Origin of the sequence: Novipirellula artificiosorum (assembly GCF_007860135.1) — a bacterium.
Classification (GTDB): Bacteria; Planctomycetota; Planctomycetia; order Pirellulales; family Pirellulaceae; genus Novipirellula_A; species Novipirellula_A artificiosorum.
Map to the genome: position 1 here is coordinate 1 of NZ_SJPV01000017.1, position 19,790 is coordinate 19,790.

At 54.1% G+C, this 19,790-nt stretch carries 13 protein-coding genes; 9 read left to right on the forward strand and 4 right to left on the reverse strand.

Features of this window, described 5'->3' with window-relative positions; all coding sequences use genetic code 11:
- On the reverse strand, window positions 1-270 hold a 270-nt coding region (locus Poly41_RS35185; protein ID WP_231616039.1), incomplete at its 3' end, for a hypothetical protein.
- On the opposite strand from Poly41_RS35185, the gene Poly41_RS29145 reads away from it, so the two are divergent.
- The 4 genes from Poly41_RS29145 (at window position 269) to Poly41_RS29160 (ending at window position 3,142) form a co-directional block, all read left to right on the forward strand.
- On the forward strand, window positions 269-1,255 hold the full coding sequence (locus tag Poly41_RS29145) for an NAD(P)/FAD-dependent oxidoreductase (RefSeq protein ID WP_197231776.1): 987 nt from the start codon (window positions 269-271) through the stop codon (window positions 1,253-1,255). The genes Poly41_RS35185 and Poly41_RS29145 overlap by 2 nt on opposite strands.
- A 175-nt stretch (window positions 1,256-1,430) precedes the next feature.
- Window positions 1,431-1,727 (forward strand): rhodanese-like domain-containing protein, encoded by a 297-nt coding sequence (locus tag Poly41_RS29150; RefSeq protein ID WP_146530904.1) that lies wholly within the window; start codon window positions 1,431-1,433, stop codon window positions 1,725-1,727.
- A 292-nt stretch (window positions 1,728-2,019) separates the two neighbouring features.
- On the forward strand, window positions 2,020-2,313 hold the full coding sequence (locus Poly41_RS29155) for a transposase (protein ID WP_146530905.1): 294 nt from the start codon (window positions 2,020-2,022) through the stop codon (window positions 2,311-2,313).
- A 13-nt stretch (window positions 2,314-2,326) separates the two neighbouring features.
- A complete protein-coding gene (locus Poly41_RS29160; protein WP_146530906.1) occupies window positions 2,327-3,142 on the forward strand; it encodes an IS3 family transposase in 816 nt (271 codons plus the stop codon).
- Window positions 3,143-3,611: 469 nt separating this feature from the next.
- Here Poly41_RS29160 and Poly41_RS29165 read toward each other — a convergent pair whose 3' ends face one another.
- Window positions 3,612-4,328: a hypothetical protein gene (locus tag Poly41_RS29165; protein ID WP_146530907.1), complete on the reverse strand. Its 717-nt coding sequence runs from the start codon at window positions 4,326-4,328 to the stop codon at window positions 3,612-3,614.
- Window positions 4,329-4,639: 311 nt separating this feature from the next.
- Here Poly41_RS29165 and Poly41_RS29170 point away from each other — a divergent pair, with 311 nt between their 5' ends.
- The 4 genes from Poly41_RS29170 to Poly41_RS29180 all read left to right on the forward strand — a co-directional run bounded on the left by Poly41_RS29170 (window position 4,640) and on the right by Poly41_RS29180 (window position 13,921).
- Window positions 4,640-5,194, forward strand: coding sequence for an ECF-type sigma factor (locus tag Poly41_RS29170; protein WP_146530908.1), 555 nt, complete (start codon window positions 4,640-4,642; stop codon window positions 5,192-5,194).
- 470 nt (window positions 5,195-5,664) lie between these two features.
- Window positions 5,665-8,964 carry a WD40 repeat domain-containing serine/threonine protein kinase gene (locus Poly41_RS29175; RefSeq protein WP_146530909.1) on the forward strand — a complete coding sequence of 1,100 codons (3,300 nt, stop codon included), beginning with the start codon at window positions 5,665-5,667 and terminating at the stop codon, window positions 8,962-8,964.
- 1,041 nt (window positions 8,965-10,005) lie between these two features.
- Window positions 10,006-10,704, forward strand: coding sequence for a hypothetical protein (locus Poly41_RS35190; RefSeq protein WP_231616040.1), 699 nt, complete (start codon window positions 10,006-10,008; stop codon window positions 10,702-10,704).
- The gene (locus Poly41_RS29180) at window positions 10,697-13,921 is read left to right on the forward strand and encodes a PKD domain-containing protein (protein WP_231616041.1); all 3,225 of its coding nucleotides are present in this window, start codon (window positions 10,697-10,699) and stop codon (window positions 13,919-13,921) included. The genes Poly41_RS35190 and Poly41_RS29180 overlap by 8 nt, the downstream gene beginning before the upstream one ends.
- A gap of 77 nt (window positions 13,922-13,998) precedes the next feature.
- On the opposite strand, the gene Poly41_RS29185 is transcribed toward Poly41_RS29180, so the two are convergent.
- Window positions 13,999-16,272 (reverse strand): carbohydrate-binding protein, encoded by a 2,274-nt coding sequence (locus Poly41_RS29185; RefSeq protein WP_146530910.1) that lies wholly within the window; start codon window positions 16,270-16,272, stop codon window positions 13,999-14,001.
- A gap of 177 nt (window positions 16,273-16,449) precedes the next feature.
- On the opposite strand from Poly41_RS29185, the gene Poly41_RS29190 reads away from it, so the two are divergent.
- Window positions 16,450-18,627: a sialate O-acetylesterase gene (locus Poly41_RS29190; RefSeq protein WP_146530911.1), complete on the forward strand. Its 2,178-nt coding sequence runs from the start codon at window positions 16,450-16,452 to the stop codon at window positions 18,625-18,627.
- Between the two features lie 62 nt (window positions 18,628-18,689).
- Here Poly41_RS29190 and Poly41_RS29195 read toward each other — a convergent pair whose 3' ends face one another.
- Complete coding sequence (locus Poly41_RS29195; protein WP_146530912.1) at window positions 18,690-19,751, reverse strand: sulfotransferase family protein; 1,062 nt, start codon at window positions 19,749-19,751, stop codon at window positions 18,690-18,692.
- Window positions 19,752-19,790: the final 39 nt, after the last annotated feature.

Genomic DNA, 19,790 nt, shown 5'->3' on the forward strand with positions numbered 1-19,790 from the left:
CATGCTTCCACCGTGCAGGTCCTTAAGGGCGATGGCCGATTCAAGCGAAATCTCGAGCATTAATAGATCGTTCACGGCGTTGGACGGGAGCCTGGGAACACGTGTTTTAGGTGACCACAACCGAGCAGCTGCACGAATCTCTGAGAGAGCGAGTACGCATTGCGCAATGTGAGTGTCGTAGTTTTGCGAATAGACGTCCAAGCCAGACCGAGTGATGCTGCATAGCACCAACAAACTGATTGACTCAAAAACAGAAGGAATGCGACGCATGAAAGTTATCATTGTAGGTGGTGTCGCTGGCGGTGCTTCCTGTGCCGCACGTTTGCGCAGACTTGACGAAAAGGCAGAGATCTTGATGGTCGAGCGTGGGCCTTACGTTTCCTATGCGAACTGTGGGTTGCCGTACCACGTCAGCGGCGTGATCGAAAAAGAAGCGAGTCTGCTGGTCGCCAGTGAAAAACTGTTCCATGACCAGTTTGCGATCGATGTGCGCACCCACTGTGAAGCGGTGTCAATTTCCGCAAAGGATAAAACCGTCCTGCTGCGGAATGTGTTGACGGGTGAAACCACCACGGAATCTTACGACAAACTTGTTCTGTCGCCGGGTGCTCCGTCGTTTTGTCCGCCGCTACCAGGCGTCGACTTGCCAGGGATCTTTCATGTTCGCACCGTGCCCGATGCTCGAACGATCCGCCAATGGATCGAAAGCGGGACGACACTTTTAACTGGGATGGCTAATTATACCGGCATGCAAATGGACAACGGTGGCATCGAGGTCCAAACCATGTCCGGCAAAACTTATCCAGCCGACATCGTGATTTTTGCGATCGGTGTACGGCCCGAAACCAAGTTAGCTCAGACTGCGGGGATTGAGATTGGAGAGTGCGGTGGGATTCGTGTTAGCGATTCGATGCAGACGAGTGATCCCGACATCTACGCCGTTGGCGACGCGATCGAAGTGAAGGATTTTGTTACCGGTAAGTGGAGCCTCGTCGCGCTGGCAGGACCGGCGAACCGCCAGGGCCGAATCGCAGCCGATGTGATTGCCGGACGCGATTCAAAGTACCGCGGAACCCAAGGGACTTCGATCATCGGTTTGTTCGGAGGCGCAGCGGCTTGGACCGGGGCCAGCGAAAAAACGTTAAAGCGGCTCGGTGATGACGACTACGAGACGCCGTCAGATGATCTGGTCAAGCATCTACAAGCGATCATTGACGAAGCATTCGGACGGACGCCGGTGAGCACTGCTCCCTAACTGGACGGCACTACTTTGGGTGAGCGGCAAGGCGCTTGCCGCCGGTATTTCACGGGCAAAACCGGCGGCTAGTGTCTTGCCGCTCACTGAATGACAAGCGGGCGATGTCCCGCTAGAAACCATTTCCCGAAACCAATCCGCAACGAATTGGAAATCAAGAGAGAAAGAGAATCCGATGCCAGAAAACATACCCTCCGTCGCGAAAGCGAAGCAAACCGTTTTGGGTCTCTATGTCACGGCGCAGGAAGCCTATGCGATCTGGCAGGCCGATCCCGACAACGTGAAGATTCTGGATGTTCGCACACCCGAAGAATTCCTCTTCGTCGGACATCCACCGATGGCATGGAGGGAGATGGAAACGGAGATTCAGATAGTCCGGCTCAGGGCGGCTGGGAAAACTCGGGCTGCCCGTGGACAAAAAAAGCTCACTCCCGAGCGGATGATTCTGCCTAAAAGCCCCCTGAGTACTTGATGCCGTTGATGGCACCGAAGTTTTCATGGTTGTGAACAGCTAAGTGAAAAAGCTGTGCCCCGTGAAGAAGAGGTCCCCAGCGAAGGCTAGTGTGCGTCCGGAAATTGGTCCGAACGGGGATTTTGTTTACTTCAAAGCTACCATTTTGCCACGAAGATAACTGTTCCGCCATGATCTACCGCTGTGATTTGAGCTAGTCCCCAATTCCTGTACCACCGACTAAGGTAGACTTTTTGAGAAAAAATCGAGTAAGCTCCGGTCGTTAGTTGTCCTGGAATCAAAGGAGAGATTCATGACCAAACGACGTAGAAGCATTAGCTCGGCCGTAAAAGCAAAGATTGCTATCGCCGCCGTAAAAGAAGAAAAGACCGTTCGCGAGCTTGCGACTCAGTACCAGGTTCATTCGACTCAGATCCACACTTGGAAGAAGAAGCTGCTCGACGGAGCAGCCGAACTCTTCGAGCGAGGGTATGTAAGCAATCGCGAGCAAGAGTTCAAAAAACGCGAAGCAGAATTCTTTGAAGAAATTGGCCGCTCGAAGATGGAACTCGAGTGGTTGAAAAAAAAAGCTGCCCAGTTCGAATGACAGCCTGCGATCCATGATCGAGCCTGATCACGCTGACCTTAGCATTCGCCGCCAATGCGAAATCCTGGGCTTGTCCCGATCAACCTACTACAGCGAGCCAGCCCAGGAAAGTCCGGAGAACTTACGCCTGATGCGAATGATTGATGAACAACACTTGGAGCATCCCCACATGGGACGACTGAGCATGACTCAGTGGTTGAACCTGCAAGGTTACCACGTCAATATCAAACGGGTACGACGCCTGATGGACTTGATGGATTTGACCGCAATTTACCCGAAACCACGCATGACGATCCCCAACAAAGAGCATGTGATTTATCCTTACTTACTACGAGGAATCCAGATTGAACGTCCAGATCAAGTCTGGAGTACGGACATCACTTACCTACCGATGTACCGCGGCTTTATGTACTTGGTGGCCGTCATCGATTGGTATAGTCGCCACGTGCTGTCGTGGCGCGTGTCGAACAGCCTGGAGAATTCATTCTGCATTGATGCTCTGGAGGAAGCATTTGCAACCACACAACGTCAACCCGAAATATTCAACACTGACCAAGGTGCACAATTCACGAGCCAATCATTCACATCGATTCTCAAATCGAAGGAGATTCAGATTAGTATGGATGGCAAAGGAAGAGCATTGGACAACGTGTTCATCGAGCGTCTTTGGCGAAGTTTGAAATACGAAGCCATCTATTTAAAGGAGGATGAAACAGTAGCCGATTTAATCAATAGCGTAAAAGGTTACTTTGAGTTTTACTCATTGCAACGTCCGCACCAGGCCCTTGGCGGTCAAACGCCGATGAGCGTTTACGGGCAAGCGGCGTAACAAGGGCAGCCTTGCTGTCACCAACAACCAACCATTCCACAGACCCAATTCCACTTCAATGCCCGACCAGGGGCACTCTCGGTGTTTCTTAAATTTCGCCGCCGGTGGTACAGGAATTGGGGACTAGCTCAATTTGTGCTCGTATCACAGCTACTTGTTCAACTTTCCAGTGCCAGCGCGGACCGCTAGACAGACGATTGACGATCTGTTTTAACAAGCGGCTTTAGCGGTTATGCCGCTTTTCGTTTGCTCTGTGCTGCAAGTGCTGTCGCCTGATGACGCGAGATCAGAAGCCTGCCGAGAGTATGGAAGTTGCGACCCAATATCGCTAAGCCAAAGTAACGTTCAAAGCCTAACTCGCTTCGATCGCGACAACGATTCAATCCGTTACCTCGCTGCATCGCACCGATCGCCGATTCGATTCCCGAATGATGCAAACGTGTCTTATGGAATTGAACCGAACTTTTCTTCAGACGCTCAGCATACTGACCGGGATGACGTGGTAGAACACAAACTTCGTTAATGATTCCATGCAACTTATCTTCATTCTCATCAGAGTGAAAACCACGATCGAACGATGCGGTACAGATTTCACCGCCATGCTCCTTTGAGCAACATTCGTTTGCTCCACCACCACTTCTTGGTCTTGTGCGGTGCGATCCATCAAGTGATAGTGGCTGATAAAACCTGCGTCATCCTCGTACACCAATACTAAACGACCGTATTGATTGGGCTGTCCCGCTTTGCCACGCCGGTATAGCTGAGTGTGACTCTCAAACATACTGAATAGCTTCTCGCAATTAGGAACCGATTCGCCTAGTAGGACACGTCGCCGTGCAGTATCGCAAACCTGCTGCGTCAGATTAATCCAATGCTCAAGGGCAGTGATTTTCAATAAAACGTCGATCCGCTGCGACTCGCCCCGTGCTGTTTGGATCAATGATTTAGCTCGCCCAAGCAATTGGCCGGTCCGTTGCAGCAGATCACCATAGAGCGATTCCAGAACGTCTTTCTTCTTCGTGCTCTTACTGGCAGCGATGCGACCAACGCTCTGCACCAGTTTCTTGATCTTCTTGGGGAGATGTTTTTCTTGTCGCCAAACTGGTACCGTTTGAAGCGCAAACGGCTGGTACTGTTTGTGGCGCCAAATGACAACATTCCAAATGCGAGGACCGGGAGGTCTCATCAGTCTGTCGTGCAGAGCCAATTGATGGCTAACTACGAAAGCGGTCCGAAAACTCTCCAGGAGGTAATGCGGATATGAACGCTGATGAGAATTCAGATCAGAGCTTAGTGCCAACGAAATCAGCGATCTTCAAGGTCGAGTCCACCGTGCAGACTACCGAGCGAAACCATCTCGCCGCCTGCACCTGTCAAGGCCCGATGGTCGCACGCGACCATCGGGGATTTCGATCGTCATCGATAACTAGCCAAAAAGTGACCGAAATGGAGGAAAATCCGCTCGCCCGTCGGGTGGTTTGCACATACACTAACGGAATGGGTGAAGTTACCGAATTGTTGTGCCAATTGCGATCGGGCGATGCCGGGGCATCGGAGGGTTTATTCCGCACGGTGTATGAGGAGCTGCGTTTGATTGCCGAGAGCCAATTTGCGCGGGAGCAGGGTGAACAGACGCTTCAGCCGACGGCACTTGTGAACGAAGCCTATTTGCGGTTGGTGTCGGGTGGTCGGCTGCAAAAATTCGACAGTCGAGGACACTTTTTCGCGGCCGCTGCCGAAGCGATGCGGCGAATCCTAATTGATGCCGCTCGTGCCCGCGGAAGTCAAAAGCGTGGTGGCCATTGCAATCGCATCGAATTAGGCGAATGGGTTGACGATTCCGCGCAAGCGACCGACTTGCTACTGGACCTAGACGATGGGCTCGATCTTTTGGTCGCGGTCGACTCCGCCTCGGCAGATCTGGTCAAGCTTCGCGTCTTTGCCGGCTTATCGGTTACCGAAGCTGGCGAGTTATTGGGGATGTCGCGTAGCTCTGCCTACAAGAATTGGGAGTTTGCGCGTTCTTGGTTCGCGGTGCGCTGGGAAGGTTGAGCGTGGCGGTACCTGGCTCTGTTGGTCCTGCCCTTCCTCATTCTGCCAATGCCGCGTTGGTGATTTTCGGAAGGCAGGACGAAAACCTCACGATACCATCAAACGCCGAGATAGAATGTTTTTTGGTGGACGATGCCGCGACTCTTTTCGCATGGAAGAACAGAGGTAGTGCGAAGCATGGAGCTGGGAATCTTTCGGTTGCTCTTGTTTGCTCCTGCCGAGCCTTAGCGAGGGAGAGGGCTGGTGTTGCTGCATCGAGTAAAGACCCTCCCCCTCGCTGCGCTCGACCCCTCCCGCTGCGCGGGCAGGGGTTCTTTGCGCAACTCACTTCTGAACAACGACTTAAGAACGGCACGACGCCTTCGCGGTGGAGGTGACTGTATTGCTTCGATACGGAACGTAATCAGACGCCCTCGCAAATCCCGAACGTCTTGCCAACTTCCGCCCCGTCTAGAATCTAAAACTCGCACATGTCTGATCCATCGCAAAGTGACTCCATCAAGTCGGTTTTCATTAAGGCGATCGCGATTGACGATGTTGACGAGCGGCGGAGGATGGTCGAGCAAGCCTGCGGATCGGACGAAGTGATGCACGCGGCTGTGGAGCAATTGTTGGCTGCTCGTGATCGTCAGGACTCTAATGTTTTGGATGAAGTTGTCGACTATTTTGGAAGTCGCGAGACCCAGGGGATGTCGACCCGGTCGGGAATTTGTCCGCAGCCGATCGACAGCGACGTTCTACCACAGATCGATCGTTACAAGATTTGCGAGTTAATCGGCGAAGGTGGTATGGGAGCCGTCTATGTAGCCCAGCAGGAGGAGCCGGTCCGCCGCAAGGTGGCCGTGAAAGTGATTCGTGCGGGTATCGCCACAAAAGAGACGATGGCTCGATTCTCGGCCGAGCGTCAGGCTTTGGCGTTGATGGATCATCCCAACATTGCCAAAGTCCTTGATGGCGGTGCGACGACAGCCGGGCAACCCTACCTGGTGATGGAATTGGTTCAGGGGTTACCGATTACCGAGTACGCCGATACCAAGAGGCTAAGTACGGAGGAACGCTTGCAGATTTTCGTAAAGGTTTGTCGTGCGGTCCAGCACGCTCATCGAAAAGGGGTGATTCATCGCAACTTGAAACCATCGAACATCTTGGTAGCCGAAATTGATGATGAAGCGGTCCCCAGCGTGATCGATTTTGGATTGGCCAAGGCCCTCGATCATCCACTCACGGACAATACGATCTACACCGGTTTCGCCCAGATGGTGGGGACGCCGATGTATATGAGCCCCGAACAAGCCGAGATGGGGGTGATTGATATCGACACTCGCAGCGATGTTTATTCGCTCGGTGTATTGTTGTACGAACTCGTAGTCGGTGCTCCGCCTTTTGATCACGCCACATTCAAGGCGGCGAGCTTTGACGAGGTCCGCCGGATCATTCGCGACGAGCACCCACCACGACCGAGCACAGCGATCAGCACGCGACAAGCCCAGAAAGGATCGACGGTTGCTGATTGGAGACGGCTCCATCGGCGCAAGCTATACGAAACGATTCTCGGAGAGCTGGATTGGTTGATCATGAAGGCGTTGGAAAAAGATCGCCGGCGTCGCTATGGGGCGGCATCCGAATTGGCCGACGACATTCAACGATTCTTGTCCGGCGAAGCGGTCCTGGCTTGCCCACCATCACGGATCTATCAACTTCGCAAAACGTTCCAGCGTCATCGCTTGGCGATCGCGTTTGCAGCACTGGTCCTGTTTTCACTCGTCACCATCAGTGTCGTTTCGACCTGGCAAGTGATTGAAGTTCGCCGTGCCAAGTTAGCCAGTGAGATGCGCGAACGGCGAGCCAATGACTTGCTCGAGAGTAATCAATTGCAATCCGCCATTGCGGCGTATCGGAATGCCGATCTTGTGCAACTGACTCAGCTCACCGGCGATGCACTGAGTCAACGCCAGCTATCGTCACTTGACGGGATTGGCGAGCGCAGTGCATTGTTGGAATTCTTGCGTCCCGCAGCATCTCCGTCGCCACTTTGGCGCATCGACCTCTCGTCGCCCGTGCATGAGATCGCGATTTCGCCCGCCGGGGCACAAGCGATCTGTGTTTGTGAGGATGGCAACGTGATGCAGGGGCGGCTTGACGGAGCGACGATGGACTGGCGGCTATTGGGAAGTCATGGGGAACCGACCCAGGCGGTTGCGTTCTCTCCGGATGGTTCCATGGCGGTCAGCGGATCGACATCGGGAGTGATCAAATATTGGGATTTGGGACAAGCAACCTGCACGAGACAGGTGCGGCCGGTGCATAACGGGATTGAATCGCTTGTCTGGTCCCCCGACAGCCAGTCGGTTGCGGCGGGCTCTCGATACAAGGGTGTCTGGGTTGGCGATGCGGAAGGCAATGAAAAATTTCGCTTCGAAAATGATCAGCGGCACGAGACCCTTTTGTTCTCGCCCGACAGCAGCGAATTGTATGTGCCGACGCGGGAAGGTATTCACGTTTGGGATGTCGCCGCCGCGAAGCAGACTCGATCGATTGATACGAAGCCCTTTTCCAACATTCGTGCGATGTGTTGGGCAGGCCCCAGTAGCGAGTGGTTAATCGCCGGCGAACGCTATTTAGATTCGTTGGCGGTCTTTGATCGGGTTTCCGGCGCACGGATGGGTTCGTTTAACGTCAGTGCATCCTACGCGCAATCTTTGTCAGCTTCGCCCGACGGAATGTGGCTGACCGTTGGGTTCGGTGATGGACGGCTACAATTGATTCAGCTTAGGCGTTTCGATACCACGCACGTCGACGGAACGATCCATGCACAGATGACCGCACATCAGCAGGATAAGTCACGACTTGCGGTGAAATGGCTCGGCGATGACTCCCAGCAATTTGTCACCGCGGGAAGTGACGCCGTGGTACAAGCTTGGGATCGCGATGCCGTCATGTGTCGGCGTGAAATTAGCGCGGCGGTCGCGATCGAGACGGCTTATCTGCTCGACAACGCGGCGGAGCCGGTGTTGCTTCTGCGGGGACAAGAGCCGCTCGGATTGCCGATTGAAAAGTTTTCTCCTCAGGTCGCCAGGGGACTGGCGGCGATGGAAAGCGCTCATCAGATTGCGATCGTGGAGTTGCGAACTCAGCAACCGCTTGCCACGATCGAGTCGCCGCTCGAAAAACACGAGCACGTCAGTCTTTCGCGTGATGGCGGTCGGCTTGCTGCAGTCGGTGCAGGGCAAATTTGCATTTGGAAATCTGCCGATCGCTGGGCCAGCCATGAGTTGATCGCGGCGTTTCAAACCGTGGACGATGCCAATGCCGTCTTCGCTGATAACAATCAAACGTTGATTTGCGTTACTGCTGAGGACACGCGGGTGCAAGAGTTGGATATCGAGTCGGGCAAGATCCACCGTTGGCACCGTTTGGCCGATCCCGATGTCGTCGCTTTAAGTAACGATCAACGCCTGATTGCCGCCGGAAACGATGTCACGCTGCAGGTTTGGGATCGCCAGTCCGATCGAATCTTATTGGACATTCAGAACCAATCGAGTCTCTGGGCACTTTGTTTCCTGGCCGATGACCGGGTCTTGATCTCGGGTCACAACGACGGCCGGATCATGGCATGGCACGTTCCAACCGGCCAACCACTCGGGGTTGTATACCATCCGAGAAACGGATTACGCCGGCCAAGAAGCATCCAAGTGTCGCCTGACGGACGACGAATACTGATCATCTACCCCAGCGAAAACGGTTACGTCCCCGTGCTGCTGGGCCGCTAGACCCTGAACTCCAGCATTCTCAGTCCAAACGTTGGAGTTTAGGCTTTGGCCGCTGACCGAGATTTTTACGGCAAAACGCTTCACAGCGTTGCCTGACGGGCCTCCGATTCTTAGTTTGTTTTCCGATTCGCTGGGTAGGGGACGCCCAAGATGGGGAGACGGGCTTTGTCGTCGGGCGGAGTGGCATTCGATCTGCAACTTAAGCTTGAAACCAGCTTTTCAGAAATAGTTGTGGACGGATTGGGCTCGGTTTTCGCATGTTTTCTTGAGACGCCGTTCCCCCTGCGTTCAAGAAAAGATCGCTTTTTCTTGCATAGGGTGTCCCGTTTGTCTGAATGGCCGCAGGTATGTGGCTAAGCAAACGCTCTTCCCCTCATCCCATTTCCCACTCGGCTTTTCCATGACATTTTCAGGCATTCGCAAGCTCGACCAGTTCCTTGCCTCCCGCAAATCGCAGCGTGTGCATCGCAAACACGCTTTGATCGCCGATTGAGCTGATCCCTCCGACGCGCGTTCGCATCTGGAATCACCCGATCGTTTCTCCCCCACTTTTCTCGTTTTCCGAGCTCTTTCAATCTCATGTCCCGTAAACAAAACTCACAGCGCTCGTCTGCCCCGCGTCGCCGCCGCTTGCTTACTTGCTGAGCGGTTAGAACAACGCTGTTTATTGGCTGGCGATGTTCTACTTTCGAGTAATTTCGTTGACGAAAAATTGCCAGTTGATTCTAAAGTGGGTCTGTTATCCGTCGTCGATCCCGAGGGGACGCTTCCGTATAGCTTTGAGTTGGTCGCCGGAGAAGGCGGAGAGGACAATGCCCGTTTCGACATTGATGCCGACCAAATCGTCACCGCCGATTCATTTGACGACGAATTGCAGTCTGCCTATTCGGTGCGCGTCCGCGCGACCGACAACTTGGGAGTGATCACCGAAGCCGCGTTTGTAATCGATGTGCTCGATACGGATGCTGACTACCACGATGTGATTGGTACCGTCGGCAATGATGCCTTCACGGCACAGTACACCGGCAGTGGAACCAACGAGTGGTTGGTCAGACGCGGAGGGACAACGGTACGCTCAACACGGCGACCCGCTTTTACGATGTCGAATCGCTGGTCGGCGGCTTGGCAGACGATACGTTCCAGTTTATCGGCAACAGTTCGGACTACATTTACGGAACGTTGGATACCGGTGCTGGCTGGGATACACTCGACTATTCTCAGTACACCTCCACGGCGTTTGTCAGCTGGAGTAAGAACCAGGCCAGCGGCGTCGGTTCCAGTAGCGGCGCCCCGGGAAATGCCCTGGGCTTTGAGACAGTCGTCGGCTCGGGCGCCACGAACCAGCGAGTGCAGGGTCCCGACGCGATCAACCAATGGCGAATCAGTGGCGAGAACTCCGGTACGATCAACAACGGTCAGTACGGCTTCACCAACATCCCTTTGCTTCAGGGTGGTCCCCAGGAAGACGTGTTCCTGATCGAAGGTGGCGGATCTTATGCTGGTTCCTTCATTGGCAATGGCGGCACGGATCGGCTGGAGCTTGCTGCACGCAGCGAACCGTTGGAGGTGAGTGTCAACAGCCTGAGTATTCCGGGAATACTCGGCTCTTACAAATTTGATCATCGATATCGATCCGGAAAATCTAGTCGCCTCCGAAATCGTTACAACGTTCAGCGCCACCAATACGACGGACACTCTCATCTCCTTCAGCGAATCGCTGGGCGGAATTATAGTGAGTAACGTGACCGGAAGGCTGAGTATCCAGGGCGACGCGGTGGACGGTGACACCATCGTCCTCGCCGGACTCGGCACTTCTATTGCTGCTGATGTCGTCGTCGACGGTGTTGGCGGAGTCGATCAAGTACGCTTCGACGACAATTTCATTCTGAAAAACAATGCTGATTTGGAAGTCTTCGCGGAACAGATCACTGCGGCCGCCAACGTGGTCGTGCAGACCCAAGGGGCCGGACGCGTGATGCTCTACGGCGACGAACTTGACCTGGCTCTCACATCGACCATCGAGTCCGCAAACTCTGTCACCCTTGCACCTCTCTCTCCTAACCGGGATATCGAGGTGGGAACAACCAGCGCGAACACGCTGAGTCTACCGGCATCAGTACTCGATCGAATCCTGACTTCATCGCTAACGATCGGACGCGATGGTTTGCTCAGCGGTTCGCTTTACCAGGGTAACATCACGGTCGCCGGTGATGTGGCTTTGGCGCCGAAGACCAATCTGCAATTCATAACAGCCGCAGATATTATTCTCGCCGGTACAATCGACACCTCCGGCGGTGTGCTTTCGCTAAGCCCCGGTGCTACGCCCCATGCCGTACAGGTCGAACTATCACACAACGCCGTGATTGCTAGCGAGCTGGTCATTGCTGCGGGCAGCGACCTTCGCTTTACAATCGATGGCACCACGGCGAACAGCGAATACTCTCAGCTCAACCTCAGCGCGACCCTGGATCTGACAGGCATTAATCTGGTCGTCGACGGCCAGCATCAAATCAGTCTCGCGGAGAGCTTCGTCCTGATTAGCAACGATGGTACCGATCCCATCGCCGGCGCCTTTTCAGGTTTGCCGGAAGGAATCGCGATCCGCAACTTCCTTGGATCGCCACTGAGTGTTCAGTTGTCTTACCTGGGGCTGGACGCTGCCACCGGAAACGACCTGGTGTTGACGGTGATTGAACCGCCTAACTTCCCACCTGTCGCCGATGCTGGCGGGCCTTACCAGGTCAATGAGGGAGCTACCGTGCAGTTGGATGCGTCTGGGTCGAGTGATCCTGACTTACCGGACGACACGCAGCTATTCGAGTGGGATTTGGACGGCGATGGAATCTTTGGAGAAGTCGGAATCGGTGCGCAACGAGGCGACGAAGTCGGAACCAATCCAAGCTTCAATGCCAGTGGGCTGGATGGAGAAACGAGCGTGCCGGTCGCAGTACGCGTGCCTGATGATTTTGGTGATTCCGACACGGCTGTTGCAACGATCAACGTGAATAACGTGGCTCCGACGATTGAAATGGTATCGTCGATCACCGTCGAAAGAGGCATCGCATTTACACTCGATGGCTCTTTCGTTGATCCTGGGCAGGATACTTGGGTGGCCACCGTCAACTACTCGGACGATACCGGCGTTCAAATGCTGACGCTCGTTGGCAACGACTTCCAACTGGCCCACACATACAGCACCGCTGGTGTCTATACCGCTGTGGTCACCATCGACGACGGGGATGGCGGTGTCACCCGCAAGAACGTGACTGTTGAGGTTGATCTACCGCCGTCGCCGGATTTGAAGTTGATCTCGTCGGATGTGTTGTTCAATCCGATCAATCCAGACGCCGGTGAGGTGGTCAACTTTGAGATCGATGTGACCAACCAAGGGACGCTGGCCGCGACCGACGTGCCTTTCAGTGTTCAAGTGTACGACGGGGACAGCGAAGAGTATGTGGATATTGGTGGTGGTGTGATTGCCTCCCTGGATGCCTGTGCCGTGGGCCAGCAACCGAATGATTGTCCGGAAACTCAGGTCACCTTGACCTGGGATGGCAACGGCGGTCAGCCTGCGTTGCCGACCGTGGACTCCTACCTGCTGGTCCGCGTCGTTGTAGATCCGGACTCGATCATCGAAGAACTCGACGAATCGAACAACGAGGCCATTCAAGTATTACAGATCAGCAGTCCCGATTTCGGTTCAGCCGGACTGGTTGCCGACATCTCGCCTTTCACTGCGTACCGAGGTGAACGCGTCGCGGTGGGCGGTCAGGCATATTATGATTTTAGTTCCATTCCGGGCGACTACGACTTCCCCGTGCAAAACGCGAGTGTGACCGCTCGTTTGATTCACCCGAGTACTGACGAAGTGCTACGGGTCTCCGGGGGCCGCACGGTGGTCAACGGTAACATTTTCCATACGATTCGAGTTCCCGAGATAGATGATGTTTACTGGCTTCAGTTTGAAGTCAGTGATGGGACGTTTAGCCGTGTGTTTGAGACGACACTCACCGTCGAGGGTGAATCCCCTGACCCTCTACCAGAGCGGCCGCTGATTTGCCACCGGGATCGGCATACCTGTTCAACACCGCGATCGTTCTCGATTCCACATTCCTATGGCGTGGGCCATGCGGCGTTGACGACCGATTATCAAATCGATGTTCGCGTTACCGACGCAACCAGTCAGCAGGATTCGGATAGCGTCAGCACCGAGGTGCCGACGGATCAGATCTCGCCACTTGCGAGCACTGACCGCTATGACGTTGACCAAGCAACAACGCTTTCGGTGGGAATTGCCGACAGTGTGCTGTCCAACGATATTGCAGCCACACACGATCCACTCGAAGCAGTGCTGGTGATTGCGCCGGAGCGCGCCAGCAGTTTTGTATTGAACACTGATGGTACCTTCACCTATACGCCACAAGCGGATTTCCGAGACATCGACCAGTTTGTTTATGTGGCTCAGTCCAGTGGCAGACCCAGCGCAGAGACCGTTGTCGAAATCGAGGTTCGTAATCTTGCTCCGACCATCACTTCCGTAGTGATTTCGGGATCGAGCGAACAAGTCGTCGCGGGTGAGACTCTGACGCTTGATGGATCGTTCCTTGATGCTGGAACGGTTTTGGCTCATGCCGGTACGGTCGATTGGGGCGACGGAGGTGACCTACAGTCATTGTCGTTGTCCTTCGATTCGGGCAGCGGGACTTTCCAGGCGACTCATGCCTACGCGAGTCCAGGAACCTATACGGCAACGGTCACGATCAGCGACGGTGAGATGGAAGCGATCGATGAGAACCTTCAAGGTGAGTCGCTGAATGATCAAATCATGGCGGCTTGGAACAGCAACGAATCCTACACGGATCGAACCGACGCACTGACAGCTTTGATCGATGATGTTGACGACAACGAATTCTCTTCCTGTGACTACGGTTCGCTGATATTTGAAGCTCCAATGTGATTGCGCCAGAGGACAGTTCCGTAACGGACATCATCTTGTCCGCTGCTTTACCGTCGCCTGTTCGCCACCCTCCCTACTTACCAAACCTTCCATTGATGAGTTTCGGTTTCGGCGCTGCTTCGCTTGCTCTTTTCAAACGGGCCAACACTCGGATCCGTCACGTTTCTTGGCTTTTCAAGGTAGTCCAAGTCGAGCCGATACGGTTTGCCATTGGGTTGCTCGTACGGCAGATCGGGGGTCTTGGCCTTGCCCAATCGTTCCGTTGTCACTAATGCGCTTTGTGTGTTCTCAATGATAGGATCAAGGGTTGCTCTCAAATAGACGCTGTCGCCTTTCTCAACGACCTGGAAACTCGGGTCGATGTCAGACAGCACCACCGGATCTCGTTCATGCCGCGATGGTTTTGCACCTTTGAGGAACACATTGCCAGCCATGTAGACGGGCAATACTGCGGAATCGTATTCGGCTAACCCGCCTGAAACAAAGAGGTTGTTGTAGTATCGTTCATCGCCGCTTGGGTTTTCCGCCAGCCCCGCAACCTCGGACGAGTGAGCATCCAAAAACGGAGTTAACCGCTTTTCGCCGACGAGCACATGAACGCGACCCGCGATCAGATTGTGTACATAAGCGGCTCCTTGCGAGTTGACCAAGATACTGTTGGTCGACAGCATCAAGTTGTGGTCGACAAGTGCGGGGCCATGGTTGACTTCCAAGAAAAGATCTTCACTGGGGCCATTGTCATACAACAGGTTTCGGCTCACGCGTGTGCCCTGAGTCATCCAGTCCAGCCAAATGCCGCGACTACAACGGTAAATACGGTTGTGACAGATTGTCGAATCAATCGCTCCGTGAAACTTGATTCCAGCCATCTCAGCACCCGTGAACAGGCGGCGGATATGGATATCATGGATCACATTATCCGTGACGTTGCTGAATGTGGCTCCCATACTGCCAACGATTCCTGCCTGCTCGCAATGAGAGATGTGGTTGTTGCGAACAACGTGGTGACCGATCTTGTCTTTAGACCAGCCAGCTTGAGTGGCGCGATGAATCGTCTCGACATAGCCCTCCGCTGAATTCTGGGATGTATTGTCAAACTCGTCGCCGTGCTTCCCGAGCGTAATCCCGGTGCAAACGGAGTAGCCAATCTCATTGTCCTCGATAATCCATCCTTTGCTCCAATGCGTGCCAATCAAACCGATCTGCTCGGACGTTGGTGGTGCCCATGGCGTCGCCGCGTGAACCAGCTTGAACCCACGAACGGTAAGGTAGTCGATGCCTGGCTTTGACGGGTAAAGGATTGCTTGCCGAACATTGATCTCAACTTCGGTCTGATTCGGATCTACGTCCTTAAACTGAGCCCAGATGGTTGTCTCTTTGTCATCGACGGTGGCGAACCACAATCGCAGATCGGATTTTGATTCCTCTTCAAAGCTCTTGAAGAGGAGGCAAAGTGAGTGTGTTCCACTCGTCGGTTTGATCTTGGCGTTGACGGTGGACCACGCTTGCCAGTCGCCAGTCGAGGGCACCTTGCATGTGCCGAGCAACTCGCCATCCGGATCATCCATGTGAGCTTCGATCATCCCACCGCGGGTAGCCGAAGCGACGCGGAACGCGATCCGGTCGCTGTGAGTTCCGAAATTGACGTTTTCGTAACAGACCGAATCGCCCGATTCGATCCAGCCAATGCACTCCCCTCCTTCGGAGCAGGGAGCCTTTTGAATGCCATGTTGCGACGTAAAGCCGCTCGCATCCAAATGGCTGGTCGCTCGATCTCCACTACCGGGTTCCAACCAAGCTACATTCAACAACGTCCCAGAACTTCGCCGTAGGTAAGAGGATGTCGCTTCGCCGATCGGTTTGAGTACATCGGTTTCGTTGGCGGCTTCGGTCAACCAGTGACCGTCAAGGTAGACTGCACCGGAGTGGTGTACTCGCCCGAGAGGATTAAACCAGTCACCCTTGATCACATCGGAAAAGGGATTGAAGCTACCAAAATCCTCGTTCGGCACCTTGACCTTCCAGGTGCTGTTTTGCACACGTTCCCATCCCTTCACGATTTCAGAACCTTTGATGCAGACCTGCTCTGCTTCCGCTGCTTGATACACAATTCGCTGAAGATCGGAAGTGCCACCGCGAGGCGGATCGATGCGTTCGCGGTAAACACCGCCGTGGACCGTGATGGTGTCACCCGGCTGGGCAACGAGAGACGCGGCGGAGATTGTTTTCAGCGGAGCAGCTTCCGTACCCCGGTTTGTATCCGATCCGCTCGGCGAAACATGGTATTCCGTAGCCGAAACCAAGCTGGAGGTTAGTAACCAAGACGCAAGCACCAAGAGACATCGATTCATCGGAATGGCTCAATTTGTGGAGTGGAGGGCGATTTGAGCAGGTGGGAAGACGCCATCTTCGTCGGACGGGAGGACGCTGTCAATGTCGTCGTAGATGTACGTGCATTTGCAACCACAAGCGTCTACAATGGCTCGACTCATTGACCCACCCCCACCTTTCACTTTTGGCTTCCCACCATGAAACGACGAACCCTGCGTCCTGGATTAAGTCCGCTCGTCTCGGCAATTGTTGTGCTCTCCTGTTTGCTCGGCTCGGATGCATTTGCGGAAGTTCGCTTACCAAGCATCTTCAATGATCACATGGTGATACAACAACAGATGCCGATTCGCGTTTGGGGATGGGCCGATCCGGGAGAAACGGTCGAAGTCAGCCTCGGTGATAACCACTTCGACGCCAATGCGGATTCATCAGGCCGTTGGCAAGTTGAACTGCCAGCGATGCCCGCTGGCAAGACTCCGCTAACTCTCGTTGCAAAAGGAAGCAACACCGTCGAGATCAAGGACATTTTGATCGGAGAGGTTTGGTTGTGTTCCGGACAATCCAATATGGAATGGACGGTTCGCAATTGCAGCAACGGGGCGGACGAGGTTGCGGCAGCTCAGTATCCGATGATTCGGCACATCAAAATCCCTCGCAACCCTAACATGCTTCCACAAGAAGAGGTTGAGGCGACGTGGGAGATTTGCTCGCCCGAAACGGCTGGCAACTTCACCGCGTGTGGCTACTTCATGGCTCGGGAGTTGCAAAAGGAACTCGATGTCCCGGTAGGTCTCGTGAATGCTTCATGGGGTGGGACTCGTGTTGAGCCCTGGACACCGCCCATCGGTTTTCAAAAGGTGGAAGCACTTCAAGACATCTATCAGTCGGTCGTGGGGCGCACTCCTGGAACCGCCCAGTACGAAAATCGATTACAGACGCATGTTGCGGCATTGGAAGCTTGGCTAACAAAAGCGACGAAAGCCTTGAACACCTCGGAACTTCTCGAACCAAGTCCAAGTTATCCCGCAGAGCTGACTCCGTTTACCAGTCACCAGGATCCAACGATGTTGTACAACGGCATGCTTCATATGCTGGTTGGCTTCCCGATTCGCGGAGCAATCTGGTATCAGGGGGAATCGAATCACAATGAAGGAATGCTGTATTTTGAAAAGAAGAAGGCTTTGATTCAGGGATGGAGGGAATTGTGGGGCGAAGGCGATTTTCCGTTCTACTACGTTCAAATTGCTCCCTACCAATACGGCACCGAGGACCCCGCGATTCTGGCGGACTTCTGGGAAGCACAAGCTGCGGTCCAACAGCTCCCCAGCACGGGGATGGTCGTCATCAATGACATAGCAACCCTTGACAACATTCACCCACCGAACAAGCAGGATGTCGGCAAGCGCTTGGCGATGTTAGCATTGAAGAACGACTACGGTCGTGAAACTTTGGTTGCGAACAGTCCTGAGCTCGAATCCTTAGACGTACTCGACGGTTCCTTGCGAGTGAACTTTAAGAACACGGGCGGCGGTTTGAAGACTCGCGACCGCAAAGCACCCTCGCATTTTGAAATCATCGGCCCTGGCTCTTCTGGATTTCATGCCGCGACCGCACGTATTGATGGGGATTCGATTGTGCTCACCGCGGACGAAGTCAAGAATCCTGTCGCGTTTCGTTTTGCTTGGCATAAGTTGGCAGAACCTAACCTGACGGGCGGAACCGGATTGCCCGTTGGAGCACTTCGAGCGGGTGAGCTGCCCGATTTTCTAAGTCAGCTGCCGATCGGGACGGACTACAAACTCGTTTACGACCTGGACTTATCGAAGTTGGCCAAAGAGGTCCGCTATGACGTTGATAACAGTGGCACGGTGGATTCATTTGAGCGGATTGGCTATCTGTTGGAATTGACCACTGCTGGCGGCGAGGAGCAAAAGGTGTTCGTGTCGATGGATGCCTTCACCGACAATGTAAAGACGATTGCGATTCCCACCTTTTCTTCCAAGGCGAACTATCAACAGAATATTGAGTCGATGGATGTCTACTCGACGGTGAGCGGCGTGACCACTGGTACCGGAATTACGACGGGAAACATCGAATTTTGGCCCAACAACTATTCGGCAGTCAGCGGCTCGGAAGTCAAGGGAGCATCATCGTCGGTCTTTGACTTCGGAGACAAGCCGGGTCCGCCTGTGGATGGTTACGGCAGCATGCAAGTTCATAACTACGGTGAGAAACAAACCCTCTTTGCGATCAATCACTGGGGGGCGAATGCCGATATCGGAATCGGTAACAGCGAGGGCAATACGCGAGATTGGACCTTCGCTGGGAATGCCGCCTCGTACACAAGTAAGCGTCTAAGGGTTTATGTGAAATGAACTCTCGGTGAGGTGCCCTTTACGCGGGGCGCCTCCGATTCATCGATGTCCACCCACTGGAATCATGCCCGGCCAACCGTCGTCCGATGGAGCTGAGGTTGATGGCGTTTGATTTGTGATAACAATCGAGCCGTCGCGGGGTCGTGAATTCGGAACGGTCCTAGATCGAATGCGGCATAAAGGTGCTGCAGTTGGCCGACGGGGTCGTACAGCATTTCATCAAAGTCAATCACATGCAATTGACTGGCGGGCAAAGACTGACGAGCTTTTTGAATGCTCTTGGAAAATGCGTCAAACGAGTCACACGATCGCCGCCAAAGATTGCGCTGCAATTCGTCATGATCAACGACGGTCAGGGAGGTGTGATTGAGCAGCTTGGACCACATCGTAACGGCCGATGCGATTGTGGCGTCCCGCTCGCGTGTGATCACAACGAACTGTGCATTGGGATACATTCTTAGAAGTGTTCGCCAACGCATCGTATGTGCAGGCGATTTCAAGACGAGCCTTTGGGGGCAACGGACGGTTAACGCCTTGAGGAACCATTGCAGTTTTTCAATGAAGTCCGATTCTTGACTGGCTGACATTTCGGCGGAGCGAAGCTGGGAAACCAGATCGAATCCGTTGGACGGGGTCGCGAGCAAACGGTACGGCGACGGTGCACCGAGCCCCAACAACGCGAACTCGTCCTCCTGTGGGCCACTCGCATCCAGGACCAAGTCGTCGATCACCCGAGTCGTCGGTGCCAGGGCGTTGAAATCGTCTGCAAACATCCTTTCGGTCAACAGAAAATGATGGGGACAGAAGCACGCGTAGCTACTCGCAAACCCGAATTGTGGGTCCGCACTCAAGATTTGTTGCAGCACGGTCGTCGCGCTACGCCAATGCCCCAAAACAAACAGCGGCGATTTTGGCTTACAGTGTTTGATCCGACGACTGTAAACTAATCTCTGAATCCATCCCAGGACCGAATTGAACGCGCTGATGCATAAGATTGCAGCGATCACAATACGGCTCTGCCAAAGGAGGGGCTGGCCTTTGGTCTGGCGGACAATGGAGAGCCAGGTCTTTAAATCACAAGCGGTCCAGATATTCAAGAGGGATAGGCGATTGCGTTCCGACATCACGTATGGATTCCTGACGCCGTTTTAGGATGGTACGTC